This window comes from Salipiger sp. PrR002, from assembly GCF_010500775.1.
In the GTDB taxonomy this organism is placed as follows: Bacteria; Pseudomonadota; Alphaproteobacteria; order Rhodobacterales; family Rhodobacteraceae; genus Salipiger.
In genome coordinates this window covers 132,320-150,658 of sequence record NZ_JAAGOU010000009.1, presented here as the reverse complement: position 1 = coordinate 150,658, position 18,339 = coordinate 132,320, and the positions used below count along the sequence as shown (strand labels likewise).

The 18,339-nt window shown below is 64.9% G+C and carries 17 protein-coding genes and 1 pseudogene; 9 read left to right on the top strand and 9 right to left on the bottom strand.

Annotation, left to right across the window (positions count from 1 at the left end; genetic code table 11):
• Window positions 1-93 precede the first annotated feature (93 nt).
• The 5 genes and pseudogenes from G0A00_RS26745 to G0A00_RS11840 form a co-directional block, all read left to right on the top strand.
• Window positions 94-606: pseudogene (locus G0A00_RS26745) on the top strand (NAD(P)-dependent oxidoreductase); the annotation flags it as partial.
• Window positions 592-1,023, top strand: coding sequence for an NAD-binding protein (locus G0A00_RS26740; protein ID WP_255455345.1), 432 nt, complete (start codon window positions 592-594; stop codon window positions 1,021-1,023). The pseudogene G0A00_RS26745 and the gene G0A00_RS26740, both read left to right, overlap by 15 nt.
• Window positions 1,023-2,558 (top strand): aldehyde dehydrogenase family protein, encoded by a 1,536-nt coding sequence (locus tag G0A00_RS11850; RefSeq protein ID WP_164180335.1) that lies wholly within the window; start codon window positions 1,023-1,025, stop codon window positions 2,556-2,558. The genes G0A00_RS26740 and G0A00_RS11850 overlap by 1 nt, the downstream gene beginning before the upstream one ends.
• A 102-nt stretch (window positions 2,559-2,660) precedes the next feature.
• Entirely contained in the window at window positions 2,661-3,476 is an 816-nt protein-coding gene (locus tag G0A00_RS11845) for a DUF3100 domain-containing protein (RefSeq protein WP_066109851.1), read from the top strand.
• A gap of 3 nt (window positions 3,477-3,479) precedes the next feature.
• Complete coding sequence (locus G0A00_RS11840; RefSeq protein ID WP_164180338.1) at window positions 3,480-3,959, top strand: hypothetical protein; 480 nt, start codon at window positions 3,480-3,482, stop codon at window positions 3,957-3,959.
• A 129-nt stretch (window positions 3,960-4,088) separates the two neighbouring features.
• Here the strand turns inward: G0A00_RS11840 and G0A00_RS11835 are convergent, their stop codons facing one another.
• Window positions 4,089-5,069: a zinc-binding dehydrogenase gene (locus G0A00_RS11835; protein WP_164180340.1), complete on the bottom strand. Its 981-nt coding sequence runs from the start codon at window positions 5,067-5,069 to the stop codon at window positions 4,089-4,091.
• A 37-nt stretch (window positions 5,070-5,106) separates the two neighbouring features.
• Entirely contained in the window at window positions 5,107-5,706 is a 600-nt protein-coding gene (locus tag G0A00_RS11830; protein ID WP_164180342.1) for a TetR/AcrR family transcriptional regulator, read from the bottom strand.
• Window positions 5,707-5,833: 127 nt separating this feature from the next.
• On the opposite strand from G0A00_RS11830, the gene G0A00_RS11825 reads away from it, so the two are divergent.
• Window positions 5,834-6,412 carry a GNAT family N-acetyltransferase gene (locus G0A00_RS11825; RefSeq protein WP_164180344.1) on the top strand — a complete coding sequence of 193 codons (579 nt, stop codon included), beginning with the start codon at window positions 5,834-5,836 and terminating at the stop codon, window positions 6,410-6,412.
• Window positions 6,413-6,418: 6 nt separating this feature from the next.
• Here the strand turns inward: G0A00_RS11825 and G0A00_RS11820 are convergent, their stop codons facing one another.
• From G0A00_RS11820 to G0A00_RS11805, 4 genes are all read right to left on the bottom strand, one after another.
• Window positions 6,419-6,862, bottom strand: a complete 444-nt coding sequence (locus tag G0A00_RS11820; protein WP_164180554.1) for a MaoC family dehydratase — start codon at window positions 6,860-6,862, stop codon at window positions 6,419-6,421.
• 220 nt (window positions 6,863-7,082) lie between these two features.
• Window positions 7,083-7,955, bottom strand: a complete 873-nt coding sequence (locus tag G0A00_RS11815) for a TIGR01459 family HAD-type hydrolase (protein ID WP_164180346.1) — start codon at window positions 7,953-7,955, stop codon at window positions 7,083-7,085.
• Window positions 7,956-8,029: 74 nt separating this feature from the next.
• Window positions 8,030-8,929, bottom strand: coding sequence for an aldose 1-epimerase family protein (locus tag G0A00_RS11810; RefSeq protein ID WP_164180348.1), 900 nt, complete (start codon window positions 8,927-8,929; stop codon window positions 8,030-8,032).
• Between the two features lie 148 nt (window positions 8,930-9,077).
• Window positions 9,078-9,998, bottom strand: coding sequence for a manganese-dependent inorganic pyrophosphatase (locus tag G0A00_RS11805; protein WP_164180350.1), 921 nt, complete (start codon window positions 9,996-9,998; stop codon window positions 9,078-9,080).
• 179 nt (window positions 9,999-10,177) lie between these two features.
• Here G0A00_RS11805 and G0A00_RS11800 point away from each other — a divergent pair, with 179 nt between their 5' ends.
• On the top strand, window positions 10,178-10,390 hold the full coding sequence (locus G0A00_RS11800) for a DUF3072 domain-containing protein (protein ID WP_164180351.1): 213 nt from the start codon (window positions 10,178-10,180) through the stop codon (window positions 10,388-10,390).
• Window positions 10,391-10,566: 176 nt separating this feature from the next.
• Window positions 10,567-12,846, top strand: a complete 2,280-nt coding sequence (locus G0A00_RS11795; RefSeq protein ID WP_164180352.1) for an NADP-dependent malic enzyme — start codon at window positions 10,567-10,569, stop codon at window positions 12,844-12,846.
• A gap of 101 nt (window positions 12,847-12,947) precedes the next feature.
• On the opposite strand, the gene G0A00_RS11790 is transcribed toward G0A00_RS11795, so the two are convergent.
• The gene (locus G0A00_RS11790; protein WP_164180353.1) at window positions 12,948-13,883 is read right to left on the bottom strand and encodes a Hint domain-containing protein; all 936 of its coding nucleotides are present in this window, start codon (window positions 13,881-13,883) and stop codon (window positions 12,948-12,950) included.
• A gap of 481 nt (window positions 13,884-14,364) precedes the next feature.
• On the opposite strand from G0A00_RS11790, the gene prpE reads away from it, so the two are divergent.
• On the top strand, window positions 14,365-16,263 hold the full coding sequence (gene prpE / locus G0A00_RS11785; protein WP_164180354.1) for a propionate-CoA ligase PrpE: 1,899 nt from the start codon (window positions 14,365-14,367) through the stop codon (window positions 16,261-16,263).
• 86 nt (window positions 16,264-16,349) lie between these two features.
• Here the strand turns inward: prpE and G0A00_RS11780 are convergent, their stop codons facing one another.
• A complete protein-coding gene (locus G0A00_RS11780) occupies window positions 16,350-17,057 on the bottom strand; it encodes a DUF4396 domain-containing protein (protein ID WP_164180355.1) in 708 nt (235 codons plus the stop codon).
• 104 nt (window positions 17,058-17,161) lie between these two features.
• Window positions 17,162-18,196: a GlxA family transcriptional regulator gene (locus G0A00_RS11775; protein WP_164180366.1), complete on the bottom strand. Its 1,035-nt coding sequence runs from the start codon at window positions 18,194-18,196 to the stop codon at window positions 17,162-17,164.
• Window positions 18,197-18,339 lie beyond the last annotated feature (143 nt).

The window sequence follows — 18,339 nt, the reverse complement described above, 5'->3', positions numbered from 1 at the left end:
AGAGCAACGCGATGTGCTTGATCCAAGTCTTCCTGAGAACGCATTCGCTCCTGATAGTTTTCCGAAGCGCCGGCCCAAAGGGGGTGGCAACGGACAACGACAGGAGATCACATGGCAGCACAGACAGGCAAACAAGCCGGGGTGATCGGCCTAGGGGCGATGGGCTTCGGCATGGCGTCGAGCCTCGTGCGGGCAGGCTTTGACGTTTCGGGCTATGACCCCGCTCCGGCGGCTCAGGAGCGCGCCCGCGAGGCGGGCATCGCGCCCAAGGCGAGCCCCGAAGAGGTCTTTGCGACGGCGGATGTGATCGTGCTCTCGCTGCCCACGGCGGCGCATGTCGAGGCAGTGATCGCGGCTGCAGGCGGCGCGGGGCTGCTCGAAAAGGGCGCGGCCGCCAAGGTGATCATCGACACCTCGACCTCCGAGGCGGAGGTCAGCCGCAAGCTCGCGGCGCTGCTCGCCCCCGAGGGGCACGGTTTTCTTGACGCGCCGGTCAGCGGCGGGCCTGCGGGCGCGGCGGCAGGGCAGCTTTCGGTGATGCTCGGCGGTGACGAGGTCTGGGTGGCCGAAGCGATGCCCGCGCTCGAGGCGATGGCGGGCAAGATCCTGCACGTCGGCCCCAGCGGCGCCGGCAATGTCGCCAAGCTGGTCAACAACATGCTGGTCGCGAGCCATATGGTCACCACGCTCGAGGCGCTGCGGCTGGCAGAGGCGGCGGGCGTTGGCGCAGAGGACGCGCTGCGGGTGATCAACTCGGCCACCGGGCGCAGCGCGCTGTCGGAGATTCATTTCCCCAACTGGGTGCTGCCGCGCAGCTTCGATAGCGGCTTCAGCACCGGGCTGATGCGCAAGGACGTGCGGCTTGCCCGCGAACTGGCCGAGCGCAGCGGGGTTGCCATGCCGGTCGCCGATCTGGTGGCGGACCTCTGGGCCGAGGAGAACTCGGGGCTCAAAGATGGCGACGATTTCATGCATATGGGCGATCCCGCGGTGGACCGCCTGACCCAGAAGGAGAAGATGTGATGGCCAAAGACATGGTCGATACCGCGGCCCGCGTGGCCGAGTTGCTGAAGGGTCTCACCGGCTCCTCCGAGGTGCAATCTTATGTGGGCGGCGCGCTTGTGCCGGGCACCGGACACGCGCTTGAACTGACCGATCCTGCGACCGGCGAGGTCTTCGCCCGCTACAAGGACGCCGGGGCAGATGTGGTGGCGCAGGCCGCCGAGGCCGCGACGCGCGCGCAGAAGGAGTGGTTCGCCAAGACCGCCTCCGAGCGCGGGCGCATCATGTTCGAGATCGGTCGCCAGATGCGCGCCAATGCCGCCGCGCTGTCGGAGCTTGAGGCGCTGTCCTCGGGCCGTCCGATCCGCGACACCACGGGCGAGCCCGCGCGCATGGCCGAGATGTTCGAATATTACGCGGGCTGGTGTGACAAGATCACCGGCGACGTGATCCCCGTGCCCTCGACGCATCTCAATTACACGCGCCACGAGCCGCTCGGGGTGGTCAGCCAGATCACGCCGTGGAACGCGCCGCTCTTCACCTGCTGCTGGCAGGTCGCCCCGGCGATCTGCGCGGGCAACGGCGTGATGATCAAACCCTCGGAACTGACGCCGCTGTCGTCCATCGTGGTCGGCATCCTGTGCGAGAAGGCGGGCGCGCCCAAGGGCCTCGTCAATGTCATCGCCGGCGACGGGCCGGGCTCGGGTCAGGCGATGATCGAGAACGAGGCGACGGCGCTGGTGGTCTTTGTCGGCTCCGCCGAGGCGGGCTCCAAGATCGCGGGCGCGGCGGCCAAGCGTCTGGTGCCCTCGGTGCTGGAACTGGGCGGCAAATCGGCCAACATCGTGTTTGGCGATGCAGACATTGACCGCGCCGTTGTGGGCGCTCAGGCGGCGATCTTTGCCTCCTGCGGTCAAAGCTGCGTGGCGGGCTCGCGCCTGCTGGTGCACCGGTCCGTGCACGCGCAAATGGTTGAAAAGCTGAGCGTTGCGGCTGGCAATATCCCCGTCGGCGCGCCGATGGATCCGGCGACGCAGATCGGCCCGGTGAACAACCAGCGGCAATGGTCGAAGATCGACGAGATGGTGCGCGAGGCGGCGGCGCAGGGCGCCGAGATCACCAGCGGCGGGGCCAAGCCCGCGGCGCTCGCGGCCAGCGGCGGCTACTTCTTTGCGCCGACTGTGGTGGATCAGGTGACGCCGCAGATGACCATCGCCAATGAGGAAGTCTTTGGCCCCGTCGTCTCGGTGCTGCCCTTCGACACCGAGGAAGAGGCCATCGCTCTGGCCAATGCCACGCCTTATGGCCTTGCCGGCGCTGTCTGGACGCAGGACGTGGGCCGGGCGCATCGCATGGCGGCGCAGGTCCGGGCGGGCACCTTCTGGGTCAACAGCTACAAGACGATCAACGTCATGTCGCCCTTTGGCGGTTTCGGGCGCTCGGGCTATGGCCGCTCGTCGGGCCGCGAGGCGCTGGCCGCCTACACTCAGACCAAATCCGTCTGGGTCGAGACCGCTGAGAACCCCGCGCAGGGCTTTGGCTACGCGCCGGGCTGATCCGGAGCGTTTGCCCTTCAACTTTTGCCGCGGACCGGGTAGGCGCCCGGTCCCGGCCAATGCGTCACCCCGAATGGGGGGCGTCAACAGAGAGGTCCCCTCATGCCAATCAAAGACATTCTTCTGGACTGGCGGCTGCATGTCAGCGTGCTGGTCATCACCGTGATCGCCGAGTTGATCGGGGTCATCGCCGTGCCCATCGGCATCGGCTCGATCCTGCTTCTGCCGCTGCTTTATGCCTTTGTGCTGGGGCTGCTGATCAACCCCAACGTCATCTCGGGCGCGCGCGCGCTGATCCGCGACCGGCAGGTGCATGCCGCCTCGCCGCTGATCGTCATCGCAATCATGCCCTTCATCGCCAAGTTCGGCACGATCATCGGCCCGTCGATGGACAAGATCATCGCCGCCGGTCCCGCGCTCGTGCTGCAGGAACTGGGCAACCTCGGCACAATCGTGCTGGCCTTCCCGGTTGCCGTGCTGGTGCTGCGCATGGGTCGCGAGGCGATCGGTGCCTGCTTCTCGGTGGCGCGCGAGCCCAACATCGCGATCATCGCCGACAAATACGGCCTCAAGAGCCAAGAGGGCGCGGGCGTCATGGGGGTCTATGTGATCGGCACGCTTTTCGGCACCTTCATCTTTGCCATTCTCGCCTCGATCCTCGCCACCTCGGGGGCGTTCTCGATCGAAGCGCTGGCCATGGCCTGCGGCATCGGCTCGGGCAGCATGATGGCGGCCTGCTCGGGCGCGCTGGTGCATGCGGTGCCGGACATGGAAGAGCAGATCCTCGCACTTGCAGGTGCGTCGAACGTGCTGACCTATGCCACCGGTCTTTACCTCTGCGTCTTTGTGGCGCTGCCGCTGACCGAGAAACTCTATGACCTGCTGGGCCGCAAAGAGCCCACCAAAGCCGGAGCCTGAGCCATGAGCGATATCCGTACCGACGACATCGACCTGACCGAAGAGCCGAAGCTCGGCCTCGGGGCCCATGCTGCGGCACTGGCGGTGGTCTGCGTGATCGCGCTGGTGGGCAACACCGTGGCGACCGAAAACACCGTGCCGCAGGGGCTGGTTGGCCTGATCATCCTGTGGGTGATGTGCATGATCGGCATGGTGCTGACCAAATTCGTGCCGTTCAAGCTGCCCTCGGTGGCGTGGATTTCTGCCGTGGGCATCCTTGCCACCATGCCGTGGACGCCGGGCAGCGCGTGGATCCTCGACAAGGTGAGCCACGTGAACTTCCTGACGCTGGCCACGCCCTGCCTTGCCTATGCGGGCATCGCGATTGCCAAGCGTGAGATCGAGATCGCCAAGACCTCGGGTTGGAAGATCGCCGTGGTCGCCGTGCTGGTGATGACCGGCACCTACGTGGGCTCGGCCATCGTGGCGCAGGCCTTCCTCTGATCGCTCCCTGATCCCCACCACGGGCCGCGCATCCCCGGCCCGTGGAACCTGCCCCCTCTCCGGCGACGGTGAGGGGGCTTTGTTTTGCCCCGGTTGGTTTTCCGGCGGCTTCGCGTGGGGCGGGCGAGCTTAGCCCCGCAGCAGGATCTTGCCCGTGCGCGCCGGGGTCTGCGCCGCCTTCATCGCCTCGGTGATCTCTTCGAGATCAAAGATGCCGCCCACGTCCAGCGTCAGCTTGCCCTGCGCCGCCAGCGTCACCAGTTCGGTCAGCAGACGAACCTGCGTCTCGCCGCTCATTTCCTTGAACACGCGGGCAGCCCAGAAGCCGCGCACCGCGAGGTGTTTGGTGATCATCTCGCCGCTCGGCAGTTGCAGCGGCGCGCCGGTGGCGGTGCCGAAGACCACATATTCGCCGTCCTGTCCCAGCAGCGCCGCCAGATCCATGCCCAGTTCCGCGCCGACGGAGTCGATCGCCGAGACTGCGCCAGCCTCGCCCAGAAGCGCCTTGGCCTGCTCCAGCCAGCCCGCCTCCGAGGTGCAGAGCACATGCTCGGCGCCAAGCGCCTTGAGCTCAGCCACCGCCTCGGCGCGGCGCACGAGGTTGAGCAGCTTGATGCCGCGTGCCTTGGCGAGGCTGACCATGATCTTGCCAACCGCGCCATTGGCGGCGGTCTGCACCAGCCATTCGCCTTCGCCGACTTTCAGCGAGTCCAGCAGGGCGATGGCGCTGAAGGGCATGGCGATAAGCTGTGCCGCCGCTTCGTCCGCGATCTCGGCGGGCAGGGGCACCAGCGTGGCGGCGGGGGCGACGAAATACTCGGCCCAGCTGCCGTGCACGCCGCCGACCGAAATGCGCTGACCGATGAGCGCGTCGTCCACGCCCTCGCCAACGGCCACGACTTTGCCCACCGCTTCGGACCCGCCGATCTCGCCGGGCAGCTCGGGGACGTAGCCGTATTGGCCGCGGATGGTCCACAGATCGTGGTTGTGAACCGGCGAGAGGATCGTCTTGACCAGCACCTGTCCGGCGCCGGGTTCGGGGGTGTCGGTCTCGCCGAACAGCATCACTTCGGCCGGGTCGCCGAAGACGTCATGATAGGCAGCTCGCATGGGAGTGCTCCTTGGTCTGTGTATGAGTGTCAGGGTGTCAGGGTGTCTGGGGGTCGAGCCGAAGCGCCGTATCCGCCCGTGCCTGCCGCAGCGGCGCTTCGCTGCGCGCCAGTTTCGACAGGATCGCCGCGCCAAGCCATTGGGCGTAGAGCCCGCCTGCCGTGGCCATGGGGTCCGCCTGCGGGCGCAGGGATCCATCCTCGGCTCCCTCGCGCAGCAGCGCGGCGATGCGTGCCACCAATTGCTCCACACCCGCATCGAGAATACGCCGCATGTCGTCCGAAAGATCGGCGATCTCGGCGGCGAGCTTCACCACGAGGCAGCGGCTGGCAAGCCCTTCTTGGGCACTCTCGTCCAGCCAGACGTCCCAATAGGCGGCGAGCCTGTCACCGGCGGTGCCGGGCGCTTCGGCGAGGGCGTCGAACTTCAGAAGGTATTCGCCCACATACTCGTGCAGCAGGGCGCAGCCGAAGGCCTCCTTCGACGGGAAGTAGTGGTAGAACGACCCTTTCGGCACGCCGCTCTCGCGCAGGATTTGCGACAGGCCCACGCCGGTGAAGCCGCCGTGCAGCACAAGGGCGCGGCCAGTGGCGAGGATTTTGCGGCGGGTAGTGTCTGATTTCTTCGGCTCGGTCATAGGGTGTAGATAATCAAAATAGACCGGTCGTCTAGTGCCGAGCGGGATGACTGCGCGGAAAGCCGCCAGACGACAACCGCCGAGCCCCGTGATACGCTCGGCCCTCAGTCGTATGGGAGGACCGGTAATGATTGACCTGAAACCGCCGTATCGCATCGCAACACCCGAGGATGCTCAGGAACTTGCGGAGCTGGTGAATTTTGCCGGGGAGGGGCTGCCGTTCTTTCTGTGGCAGGAACTGGCGGAGCCGGGGATGGACCCGTGGGAAGTGGGCCGTCGGCGGCAGGCCGAGAAGGCCCGCGAAGAGCAGGTGATCGTGGTGGATTTTGGCGCTGGGGCGGTTGCCGCGCTGACCGGCTACGCCATCGACCAGAGCCCCGATCCGGTGCCCGACGATCTGCCCGCCATCTACCGCCCGCTGCAGGAGCTTGAGAATTCCGCGCCGGGCAGTTGGTACGTCAACGTGCTCGCCTGCTACCCAGAGCACCGCGGCATGGGGCTGGGCACCGGCCTGCTGAAACTGGCCGAAGAGATTGCGCGCGCCGAAGGGCTCTCGCGGATGAGCATCATCGTTGCCGGGCACAATGAGGGCGCGCGGCGGCTCTACGAGCGGCAGGGCTATGTGGTCGAAGCCTCGCGGCCCTGCAGTTTCGACGGCTGGGAGACCAAGACCCGCGAATGGGTGCTGCTGGTCAAAACGCTCTGAGCGGGGTCAGTCGAACTTGCGCGACGGCGCCAGCACCTTGGCCTCGCCGACCAGCACCGGTTTGCCCTCGACGGTGCATTTGCAGTCGAGCATGACGCGGCGCTTGGCGAAATCGATGTCGGTCACGGTGACCTCGGCCAGAACCGTGTCGCCGGGGCGCACGGGGCCGACGAATTTCAGCGTCTGCCCGAGGTAGACCGTGCCGTGGCCGGGCAGTTGCTCGCCGATGACCGCCGAGATCAGCCCGGCGGTGAGCATGCCATGGGCGATCCGCCCTTCAAAGATCGTGTCCTGCGCATAGGCGTCGTCGAGATGGACCGGGTTGTGATCGGTGGAGACCTCGGCAAAAAGCTCGATGTCGCGGTCGGTGACCTGCTTGCGCAGGTGGCGCGACATGCCCATCTCGATGTCTTCGATGCAGATCGTCCCGCGGGGCAGGTTGTCGAGCATCTTCTCCTCCATCATCGGTGGTCCGGTAATAAATTGGCTGCCATGATTGGCTTTGGGTAATTTTATTACTTCGCGGGCGCAGAAAATCAAGGTGTAAAATTCACCTTCGGCGCGGGATCGCGGCGGGTCCGGGGCGGGTTTAACGCCCGAAACGACACCGCCGCCCGGCGGTGCGGGCGGCGGTTTGTGTTTTGAAATCCGGTGGTTGGCGGTCAGAAACTCAGCGCAGGAAACCGATCGAATAGGTCGGCTCGAGGCTTTCCTTCTCGAGATAGGCGGCAAGCGCCTCTGCCTCGGGCTGGGTTTCGGTCTTGGTTTCCTTGGCGGCGAGCCCGCCGGTGATGAAGAGCGAATCCAGATCCTCGCCAATCGCCCCGAGGATGTCGGTGCGGATGCCATCGCCGACGCAGAGGATCGCGCTGTCGGGCACGTCGCGGTCGATCTCGGCAAGGCGGCGGCGGGCCAGATCGTAGACCGGCGGATGGGGCTTGCCGAAGTAGAGGCTTTCGCCACCCATCTCGGTATAAAGCTTGGCCACCGCACCGGCGCACCATTCCCGCTCTTCGCCGCGGTCGACCACAATGTCGGGGTTGGCGCAGAGCAGCTTCAGGCCCTTCTGCTTTGCATAGAGCAACTGCGGGCGCAGCGTGTCGGGATGGGCATGGGCGTCAAACGGGCCGCAGCAGACGATGCCCTCGGCCTCTTCAAGCTCCACGCGCTCGATCTCGAGCGGCTCGTCCAGCAGCTTGATCGGCTCGAAGAACGGCAGATCGAAATCGACCCCCATGAACCAGACCTTCTGGCCCACCTCACCGCGGAACATGGCCACGCGGGCGCTGTCGCCGGAGGTGGCGATATTGTCCCAGGCGTCCTCGGGCACGCCGAATTTCTCGATCTGCTTGACCACCTCGTGACGCGAGCGCGGCGCGTTGGTCAGCAGCACCACGATGCCGCCGCGGGCGCGATAGGCGCGCAGAGCCTCGATGGCTTCGGGAAGCGCTTTCACGCCGTCATGCACGCAGCCCCAGAGGTCGACGAACATCGCCTCATAGTTCTGCGAGACCTCGGAAAGCGACTGGATGATACGGGTCATGGGAAGCCTTTGTCTGACGCCGGATTTCTTGGGTTCGCCCTTTGATAGGGCAGGCCGCAGGGAGTGACCAGCGCTCACATGCGCGGGGTGACCGTATAGCCAAAGCGCGCGCTGTCGCCGGGCGCGAGGCTGATCGCGCCGGGGCGTTCGGACAGTTCCGCCGACGCGCCGACCCGGGCATGCATCCCGTGCCACGGCTCGACACAAAGAAACGGCGCGCCGGGTTTCTGCCAGAGCGCCACGACGGGCAGGTTTTCAAAGGTGAACTGCAGGCGCGGGCCGTCGAAGACGCCATAGGTTAGCGCATCGCCCGCACCCTCGGGAAAGATCATCGCGTCGGATTCGAACTGCTCCGGCTCTAGCAGCAGCCGTCCGGCGGCGAAGGGCGAGGGGTGGCGGCTGTCGGGCAGGCGCCCGCCTTTGATGCGCGCCAGTTTGGGCTCACCGGCGTTGGCCAGCATCACCTCATGCGGTGCATCCCCGGTGCCCGGCAGCGGCCATGCGAAGGCGGGATGGAAGCCAAGGCAGAAGGGCATCGCGACATCGCCGGTGTTGATCACCTCGGCGCTGACCTCAAGGCGACCGCGATGCAACCGGTGGGTCACCTCAAGGCGAAAGGCGAACGGGTATTGCGCACGGGTCTCCGCGTCGTCGCTGAGCGCGTGGCGGCACTTGGTCTTGCCTGCTTCGAGCAGGGTGAACGCGCGGCGGCGGGCGAAACCATGCTGGCCCATTTCGGCCTCATGGCTGCCGATGCGGATGCGCCCCTCGGGCGCGGGGCCGACGATGGGAAAGAGGATCGGCGCGCGGCCCGACCAATACTCGGGGTTGCCCTGCCAGAGCAGTTCGGCCCCGGCCTTGCGAAAGCTCTGCATCTCGGCACCGAGCGCCGCGACGGTGAGCGTGAGGTCGGCTTGGGACAGCGACACATCGGGCTGGGAACTGGCGGGCTGGGAACTGGCGGGATGGGTCATGCGGCATTCGCTTTGCTGTAAGAGCACCCCAGAACTATGGCGCGCGGGCAGGCGAAGTCCAATAGGGCGAAAGCGGCGCTTTCACGGGGACAGGCACGAAAAAGGGCACCCCGCGGGGTGCCCTCGATGCTCTCGCCAAATTTGGCGCTCAGACCTTCAGGTTCGGAATGATCTGCTTTTTGCGGCTCATCACGCCCGGCAGCACCACGGTGTCGCCCTCGACCGTCGCGCCAAAGCTCTTCTCGGCGACGCCCTTCACCAGATCGTTGGGGATCAGCAGCGTGGCTTCTTCCTTGAGGATGTCGACGATGAACAGCAGCACCTCGTCAACGCCATCCTCGGCGGCGACGGTCTTGAAGCTGGCCATCAGGCTGTCTTTGCGGCCGAGCGGGATCTCGGGCGCGGTGGTTTCCAGCACGGAGACGCGGAACTTGGTGCCGTCGACTTCGTATTCCTTGCTGTCCATGCGGATCAGCTCGGCGTCGGAAAACTCGGACACATCCGACTTGGCCGCGAACATCTCGACCGCGAGGTCCGCCAGATCGACGTCCAGATCGGCGGCCAGCGTTTCGGCCACGGCCTTGTCGTGCGCGGTGGTGGTGGGCGAGCGGAAGGCCAGCGTGTCCGACAGGATGCAGGTCAGCGCGGCACCTTTGATCGCCTCGGGCATCTTCGCGACGTCACGGCCAATGAGGTCGATCATGATGGTCGCGGTGCAGGCCAGCGGGCGCACGGTGATGTCGATCGGGCCCTTGGTTTCCAGCCCGCCGACCAGCTTGTGGTGGTCGATGATGGCGCGGATGTCGGCACTGTTGATCGAGGCCGGAAGCTCGGCGGGATTGTTGGTGTCGACGATGACCACGGGCGCGCCTTCGGCCACGTCGCCGATGATCTCGGGCTTCTCGAGACCCCAGTGCTCGAGCATGAAGGCAGCCTCGGTGTTGGGCTCGCCCAGCAGCGCGGGCTTGGCTGCCTCTCCCTTCACCTCGTTCAGGTACCACGACCAGATGATCGGGCTGCCGGTGGAGTCGGTGTCGGGGGATTTATGGCCGAAAACCAGGGTGGTCATGCGGGAAACTCCTTGGGTGCATCTTGCAGGCAAATGTGCAGTCGCGGGGTTTATAGGCACGCGCGCGAGGCTTGTCACGCAGCCAATGCTGCGCCTGCACGGCTGTGAGCGCAAACCGGCAAAGGTCATGGAACAAAGCCGTTTCCGCTCGCGTTGGGGCGTCCATAAGGAGATGATACATGAGCCAGATGATGAGCCACATGACCGTCGACGCCGCAATGGATGTGCCGCCCGACCCGCGCGAGCCGATGACCGAAGTACAGGAAGTGCGCCTGCGCGAATTGTCCGAAGCGGTGGGCGAGGATTTCGATGCCGAGCTGACCCTGCGCGAGGCCGACCGCCGCATCGAAGAGCTTGAGGATTTCGCCGGCAAGAAAGCGCCGGCCAGCTGAGCGCAACGTTTGATTTAAGCGCTGCGCAGCGGCCCGCTCGGCTGCGCATGACCGGGGCGTGAACATGCCCCGGCGCGTTTTTCGTTTACCGGATGATGAATTCCTGATACCCGGCCCCCGAGCCCGCATGGGCAGATTGTTCAACGTTGAACCATCTTCGTTGGGAGGCCTACGACATGACCGATACCGCTCAGGAGAGCCTGCGCCAGGCCGCGCTCTTCTACCATGAAAACCCCAAGCCCGGGAAACTCGAGATCCGCGCGACCAAGCCATTGGCGAACGGTCGCGATCTCAGCCGTGCCTATTCCCCCGGCGTTGCCGAGGCCTGCCTCGAGATCAAGGCGGACCCCGTCAACGCCGCGCGCTATACCTCGCGCGGCAACCTCGTCGCGGTGGTGTCGAACGGCACCGCGGTGCTTGGGCTTGGCAATATCGGCCCGCTGGCCTCGAAGCCGGTGATGGAGGGCAAGGCTGTCCTCTTCAAGAAATTCGCCAATATCGACTGTTTCGATATCGAGCTCGACCAGCCCGATCCCGAGAAGCTGGCCGAGATCGTCTGCGCGCTGGAGCCGACCTTCGGCGCGATCAACCTTGAGGACATCAAGGCGCCCGACTGTTTCATCGTGGAGAAGATCTGCCGCGAGCGGATGAATATCCCGGTCTTCCACGACGACCAGCACGGCACCGCCATCGTGGTCGGTGCCGCCGCGACCAACGCGCTGCATGTGGCTGGCAAATCCTTCGAAGACATCAAGATCGTCTCGACCGGCGGCGGCGCTGCGGGCATTGCCTGCCTCAACATGCTGCTCAAGCTTGGCGTGAAGCGCGAGAATATTTGGCTCTGCGATATCCACGGACTGGTCTATGAGGGCCGCGAAGAGGATATGAACCCGCATAAGGCGGCCTTTGCCCAGAAGACCGACAAGCGCACGCTGGCCGAGGTGATCGACGGTGCCGACCTGTTCCTTGGCCTGTCCGGTCCGGGGGTGCTCAAGCCCGAGCACGTGAAGAAAATGTCCTCGCGCCCGATCATCTTTGCGCTGGCCAACCCGACGCCCGAGATCATGCCCGATCTCGCCCGCGAAGTGGCGCCCGATGCGATCATCGCCACGGGCCGCAGCGACTTCCCGAACCAGGTCAACAACGTCCTGTGTTTCCCCTTCATCTTCCGCGGCGCGCTCGACGTCGGCGCGACCGAAATCAACGACGAGATGCAGGTGGCCTGCGTCGAGGGTATCGCGGCGCTGGCCCGTGCCACCACCTCGGCGGAAGCCGCAGCCGCCTACCACGGCGAGCAGCTGACCTTCGGGGCCGATTACCTGATCCCCAAGCCCTTTGATCCGCGCCTGTCGGGTGTCGTGTCGTCGGCAGTGGCCAAGGCGGCGATGGAAACCGGCGTGGCCGAGCGCCCTGTCGCGGACCTCAAGGCCTATAAGGACAGCCTCAACGCCTCGGTGTTCAAATCGGCGCTGCTGATGCGCCCGGTCTTCGAGGCGGCGGCCACCGCGGCGCGCAAGATCGTCTTTGCCGAGGGCGAGGACGAGCGGGTGCTGCGCGCGGCGCAGGCGATCCTTGAGGAAACCACCGAGACGCCGATCCTCATCGGCCGTCCCGAGGTTCTGGAGATGCGCTGCGAGCGGCTTGGCCTGACGGTGCGTCCGGGCAAGGACTTCCACGTGGTGAACCCCGAGAACGACCCGCGTTACCGGGACTACTGGGAAACCTACCACGGCATCATGGCGCGGCGCGGCGTGACGCCGGATCTGGCACGCGCGGTGATGCGCACCAACCTGACTGCCATCGGCGCCGTCATGGTGCATCGCGGCGAGGCCGACAGCATGATCTGCGGCACCTTCGGCGAATACCGCTGGCACCTGAACTACGTGAGCCAAGTTCTTGGCAGCCCGCGCGCGCAGCCGCATGGCGCTCTGTCGATGATGATCCTCGAGGACGGGCCGCTGTTCATCTCGGACACGCAGATCTGGATCGAGCCGACGCCCGAGCAGATCGCGCTCACCGCCATCGGCGCGGCGCGTCACGTGCGACGCTTCGGGCTCGAGCCCAAGGTTGCCCTCTGCTCGCGTTCGCAGTTTGGCAACCATGCCGACGGCTCGGGCCCGCGCATCCGCAAGGCGCTCGAGATCCTCGACAGCGCGCCGCGTGATTTCGTCTATGAGGGCGAGATGCATGTGGACAGCGCGCTCGACCCGGACCTGCGCGAGCGTCTGCTGCCCAATGGCCGGATGAAGGGCGCTGCCAACGTGCTGGTTTTTGCCGAGGCCGACGCCGCTTCGGGGGTGCGCAACATCCTCAAGGTCAAGGCGGGCGGTCTGGAAGTGGGGCCGATCCTCATGGGCATGGGCAACCGCGCCCACATCGTGACCCCGTCGATCACCTCGCGCGGGCTGCTGAACATGGCGGCGATCGCCGGTACGCCGGTGGCGCATTACGGCTAAGAACGCGGCCGCGGCAAGGGCAGTGCCCTGCCGCGGCCCATGACGGCCCCTGCGGGCCTTGGCCTCGCCGGAGCCGTGCCTGCGCTCCGGCTGGTCCCTTCTCAGTCCGGCAGTTGCCGTGCCATCAGCCGGGCTTCGAAGCCTTGCAGCACCGGAGCGGCCAACGGGCCGTCCTCCAGGTCTTTCTCCAGGACTTCCTCCATCTCGAACTCTTCGAAAGCGGCGCGCGAGACGCCCCGCTGCGCGACCTGACCGGGGTGCAGGCTCTCGGCGGCCATGCCGTTCGCGCGCAGCACCGCATGGCGCTCGCAGAGCACGTGGAAATAGGTGATTGTCTCGACGCTGTTGTCGATGCTGATGCGATCCCCATCTGCCAGGCGCACGACCGGCGCGAGACAGGAATTATCGCCGAAATACAATTCGTTGAGCGGGGATTTCACCAGCACCCGATGCTGCTGCGACAGCCATGTGTCGCGATAGGGATGATTGCGCCCGAAGGCATGCGCCGCCACGCGGACAGGCCGCCATTTGCGATAGGCAGGGCGGTTCGGGATGCGCAGATCCAGACGCCCGATCCACTTTATTTCATGGAGTTTCCCATCAATATCCCTGACCATATCTCCTCGCCTTAAGGTCTCTATTCGGCGATCCCCGAAGGAGGTCAGAATATGTGTGCCTTGGGCGAAGCAAAGCGGGGTAAAAACCTGGTATGGTGCGGTGTCGATATCAACGACCACGGCCACCGCGCTGAGCAGGTTCGGCCCCCCGGCGGGATAGTGGAAATAGATTTGCCCGGCCGCCTCGAAGACCACAACGTCGACGGATGTGCCAAGCGGCACCGTGATCCCACCGACATCGACACCCGGCGTTGCCGTGCCACTTCCGACATAGGTCACAGGATCGCCGTTAAACAACGCTGTACCGTCGTCAGATGATCCTAGAAGCCCATCATCGTCGATGAGCGTGCCACTCGTCTCCGACCCGAAGTCGCCCAGCACGATGGTCTGCTGTGCGGCAAGAAGCTGGGTTGTCAGCAAGGCCCCGTCATACGGGGTTACCGTTATATCACTCGATGCCATGACGGTTACTCGATATTATTATATAATTGTTATCGTCACCTTCTGGGCAATTGTTCGACCTGCGAGCAAAAGTAATGCCGCCGATAGAATCTGCCTCCTCTTATTCAAAATGCTGGGCTGAATATAAAATTATGTAAATAGATTCTGAAAAATAAACTTCCGAAATGCATGATATATGTGCTTACCCCTATCCGATCGGGTAGGTGATATGTCACAGGACATTACCTATTACTGGTGGTATGGCAGTTAGCTGGTTTGCAGAAAATGCGAAGCTTCGCAGGAGATATTTGCAGATTTCGCAGTTTGCAAAGTATTCTGGGCGGAGTTTCGCAAAAATCCGCAAATCCCCGCGATAATCTGTCCCTGTGCGCGGTAACAGGCTTGCCGCGGCGCCGGGCAGGGCCGTATCAGAATCGGCATCGACGTGAGGAGGAGCACGATGGGCTACAAGGACGTGTACGACAGCTGGGTGCAGGACCCCGAGCAGTTCTGGATGCAGGCGGCCGAGGCGATCGACTGGGACAAGACCCCGTCGAAGGCGCTCTTCGACAAAGGAGAGGGCCTCTTTGAATGGTTCGCCGACGGGATGACCAACACCTGTTGGAATGCCGTGGACCGTCACGTCGAAAATGGGCGCGGCGAGCAGGTGGCCGTCATCTGGGACAGCCCGATCACCCACACCAAGCGCGAGATCACCTATGTGGAGCTGCGCAACCGCGTGGCCACGCTGGCAGGCGCGCTGCGTGCCAAGGGCGTCGAAAAGGGCGACCGGGTGATCCTCTATATGCCGATGATCCCCGAAGCGCTGGAGGCAATGCTGGCCTGCGCCCGCCTTGGTGCGATCCATTCGGTGGTCTTTGGGGGCTTTGCCGCGCATGAGCTGGCGGTGCGCATCGACGACGCCAAGCCCAAATGCATCATCGCCGCCTCCTGCGGGCTCGAGCCGGGCCGCACCGTGCACTACAAGCCGCTGCTCGACGGGGCGATTGATCAGGCGACCCACAAGCCGGACTTCTGCGTCATCTTCCAGCGCGAGCAGGAAGTGGCGACGCTCATCGAAGGGCGGGATGTGAACTGGCACGGCTTCCAATATGGCGTGGAGCCCGCCGAATGCGTGCCGGTCGAGGGCAACCACCCGGCCTATATCCTCTACACCTCCGGCACCACCGGTCAGCCCAAGGGCGTGGTGCGCCACACCGGCGGCCATCTGGTGGCGCTGAACTGGACGATGAAGAACATCTACAACGTCGAGCCGGGAGATCGCTTCTGGGCGGCGTCGGACGTGGGGTGGGTCGTCGGGCACAGCTACATCTGCTATGGCCCGCTGATCCACGGCAACACCACCATCGTCTTTGAGGGCAAACCCATCGGCACCCCCGATGCGGGCACCTTCTGGCGGGTCATCTCCGAGCATAAGGTGAAGAGCTTCTTCACCGCGCCCACGGCCTTCCGTGCGGTGAAGCGCGAGGATCCCAAGGGCGAGTTCGTCAAGAAATACGATCTCAGCTGCCTGCAGGCGGTCTACCTCGCCGGAGAGCGCGCCGATCCCGACACGATCAAATGGGCGCAGGATCAGCTGAATGTGCCGGTGATCGACCATTGGTGGCAGACGGAAACCGGTTTTGCCATCGCGGCCAACCCGCTGGGGATCGAGGAGATGCCGGTGAAGCTTGGCTCGCCTTCGGTGCCGATGCCGGGCTACGACGTGCGCATTCTCGACGAGGGCGGCCACGAGGTGAAGGACGGCGAGCTTGGCGCCATCGCCATCAAACTGCCGCTGCCTCCGGGCACGCTGCCGACGCTGTGGAATGCCGAGGCGCGGTTCAAATCCGCCTATCTCACGCATTTCCCCGGCTATTACGAGACCGGCGACGCGGGGATGAAGGATGAGGACGGCTATCTCTACATCATGTCGCGCACCGATGACGTGATCAATGTCGCGGGGCACCGCCTGTCTACCGGCGCGATGGAGGAGGTGCTGGCGAGCCACCCGGATGTGGCCGAATGCGCGGTGATCGGGGTGAGCGATCCGCTCAAGGGGCAACTGCCCATGGGCTTTTTGTGCCTCAACGCCGGCTGTGACCGGGCGCATGACGAGGTGGTCAAAGAGGCGGTGAAGCTGGTGCGCGATCAGATCGGGCCGGTCGCGGCCTTCAAGCTCTGCACCGTGGTGGATCGCCTGCCCAAGACCCGCTCGGGCAAGATCCTGCGTGCAACAATGGTCAAAATCGCCGATGGGGATGACTTCAAGACGCCCGCGACGATCGACGATCCGGCGATCCTTGGCGAGATCCGCGACGCGGTGACGCCCATGGGATACGCCAAAGAAACCGCCTGACGAGCCTTGCGCTTTCGGCGGACGGCGCGCTCGGCTTGGGAGGGCTGGGCGCGCCGTTTTAAGTCCGTTCTAAGTCTGCGGGCCGGTCAGCCGTGGCTCATGGCGTGCTCATGATGGTGGCTGTGCGCGCCTTCGTGATCGTGGCCGTGATCGGTCATCCGCGGATCCATCATCCCTTCTTTCACGCCGAATTTCAGCAGCAGCAGGTTGACGGGATAGGCGGCGAAGAGGCCGCAGCTCAGCGAGACAATGATCGACGACCAGAAGATCACATCGCCCATCCCGGCACTGCCGGCGAGCGCGAGGTCGACGCCGATCGCGACAATCTCCATCACCGCGATCGAGGGGGTCTCGGCGATGAACGTGTCCTTCAGCGCCTTGGGCACCGGCATGCCGTCCTGTACCAGCGGGCCGAAGGTCAGCAGGAAGCCGATGACATAGGCAAAGAGAAAGGTGATCGCGGCGGTGCCGTAATTGCCGAGGCTCAGCAGCCCGACGGCAATCGTCACGCCGATGATCTCGCCCAAACCGCAGCCGGAATAGCAATGCGCCACCGAGCGGAAGCCCCGGCGCCAGATGCTGTCACGGGCGATCTCTTTGCGGCCGCAGGTCCAATAGACCGCAAGCCCGATGGGGCCGGAGTAGAGCACCGTCAGCGCCCAGACGAGTTTCATCAGGCTCATCAGGTGGCTGTTGTTGCGCGCGAGGTCGCGGATCAAGACGACCTGCGAGGGGATCATCAGCGCAGCCCAGGCGGCAAGGAACCAGGGCGACGAGAATATGTCGGTCAGCATGAGAGGTCTCCTTGCTGGTCCAACACGCTGCGCCGCGGCAATGTTCCGCTTTGCCTGCGGGTTCCCGTTCAGTCTCCCGCCGAGTCTTCCGCCCAGTCTTCCGCTCAGTCCGGGCCCGGCAAAAGCACGCCAACCGCCATCTGATCCTCGGCCCCGCCACTTTGTGCCTTGCGGTATTCGGCAGGGGTCACGCCGCGCTCGGACTTCAATGTGCGCGACAGATGCGGCCCGTCGCAGAACCCGCAGGCCAGCGCCACCTCGGTCACCGAGGCGTCGGTTGTGCGCAGCCGGTTCAGCGCCCGTTCCAGCCGCAGCTCGAGATAGGCCTTCAGCGGCGTCTGCTTGAGGTCCGCGAGAAAGCGCCGCTCGAGCGTGCGGCGCCCCACGCCCAGATCCCGCGCCAGCTCGTCGATGGATTTCGGCATTTCGAGGTGCTGCTGCATCCGCAGCACCGCGCGTTTGACCAACTCGTCACTGGCGCGACGGGTGAGGGCTTGGCCCGGCTGCGCCTTCTCGCCGCTCATCGCGTCGTCGATCATCATGATGTTGAGGCTTTTGATCGCCGCCGACTGGCCGATGTGGCGCTGCACCAGGAACGCTGCGAGATGGGCCGCGCCATGGCCGCCCGAGCAGGTCAGCCGGTCGCGGTCGACGACGAAGATCTGGTCCGACACAGGGGTCTCGGCTTCGAAACGGTCGATGAAATCCTGATGGTGAAACCAGCTGACGCAGCAGCGGTAACCGTCGAGCAGGTGCAATTGGTGCAGGATGAAGACCCCGGTGCACAGGCCCACGATCGGCACACCGGCAGCCGCCTGGCGCCGCAGGAAGGCCAGTTCAGCGGGGTTGAGCGCGGCCTCGTCGCTGATCAGCCCGCCGACCACCACAAGATAATCATAGCTCTCGGCGCTGCGCAGGCGGGTCTCGGGCTGCACCCGTACACCGCAGCTTGAGCGGATCGGCTCGAGCGTGTCCGACAGCACCGTCCAATCGCAAAGGATGGGCCGCGAATGATCCGCCTCGTCGGCGGCGAGGCGCAGCACGTCCACGAAATTGGCAAATGCCGAGAGGGTGAACTTGTCGGCAAGGAGGAATGCGACACGCAGACGTTTCTGTAGGCGGCTCGGGGCAGGGGGCATGGCGGGAATCTTCACGGTTTGGCGGAAATGTACATGAGTGCGAAGCAGTGGGGAAGAGCCAAGCAGTGTCGCGCAAGCCGGGCAGATGAACTCGGGGACAGAAAATTCACGCCTGACGCTCCAGTTCATTTCTGCTGGCGCAA

Excerpts from the sequence above, each read along its gene's own strand:
- G0A00_RS26740 (WP_255455345.1), top strand. The coding sequence starts at position 592 with ATGGCGGGCAAGATCCTGCACGTCGGCCCCAGCGGCGCCGGCAATGTC.
- G0A00_RS11850 (WP_164180335.1), top strand. The coding sequence starts at position 1,023 with ATGGCCAAAGACATGGTCGATACCGCGGCCCGCGTGGCCGAGTTGCTG.
- G0A00_RS11845 (WP_066109851.1), top strand. The coding sequence starts at position 2,661 with ATGCCAATCAAAGACATTCTTCTGGACTGGCGGCTGCATGTCAGCGTG.
- G0A00_RS11840 (WP_164180338.1), top strand. The coding sequence starts at position 3,480 with ATGAGCGATATCCGTACCGACGACATCGACCTGACCGAAGAGCCGAAG.
- G0A00_RS11835 (WP_164180340.1), bottom strand. The coding sequence starts at position 5,069 with ATGCGAGCTGCCTATCATGACGTCTTCGGCGACCCGGCCGAAGTGATG.
- G0A00_RS11830 (WP_164180342.1), bottom strand. The coding sequence starts at position 5,706 with ATGACCGAGCCGAAGAAATCAGACACTACCCGCCGCAAAATCCTCGCC.
- G0A00_RS11825 (WP_164180344.1), top strand. The coding sequence starts at position 5,834 with ATGATTGACCTGAAACCGCCGTATCGCATCGCAACACCCGAGGATGCT.
- G0A00_RS11820 (WP_164180554.1), bottom strand. The coding sequence starts at position 6,862 with ATGCTCGACAACCTGCCCCGCGGGACGATCTGCATCGAAGACATCGAG.
- G0A00_RS11815 (WP_164180346.1), bottom strand. The coding sequence starts at position 7,955 with ATGACCCGTATCATCCAGTCGCTTTCCGAGGTCTCGCAGAACTATGAG.
- G0A00_RS11810 (WP_164180348.1), bottom strand. The coding sequence starts at position 8,929 with ATGACCCATCCCGCCAGTTCCCAGCCCGCCAGTTCCCAGCCCGATGTG.
- G0A00_RS11805 (WP_164180350.1), bottom strand. The coding sequence starts at position 9,998 with ATGACCACCCTGGTTTTCGGCCATAAATCCCCCGACACCGACTCCACC.
- G0A00_RS11800 (WP_164180351.1), top strand. The coding sequence starts at position 10,178 with ATGAGCCAGATGATGAGCCACATGACCGTCGACGCCGCAATGGATGTG.
- G0A00_RS11795 (WP_164180352.1), top strand. The coding sequence starts at position 10,567 with ATGACCGATACCGCTCAGGAGAGCCTGCGCCAGGCCGCGCTCTTCTAC.
- prpE (WP_164180354.1), top strand. The coding sequence starts at position 14,365 with ATGGGCTACAAGGACGTGTACGACAGCTGGGTGCAGGACCCCGAGCAG.
- G0A00_RS11780 (WP_164180355.1), bottom strand. The coding sequence starts at position 17,057 with ATGCTGACCGACATATTCTCGTCGCCCTGGTTCCTTGCCGCCTGGGCT.
- G0A00_RS11775 (WP_164180366.1), bottom strand. The coding sequence starts at position 18,196 with ATGCCCCCTGCCCCGAGCCGCCTACAGAAACGTCTGCGTGTCGCATTC.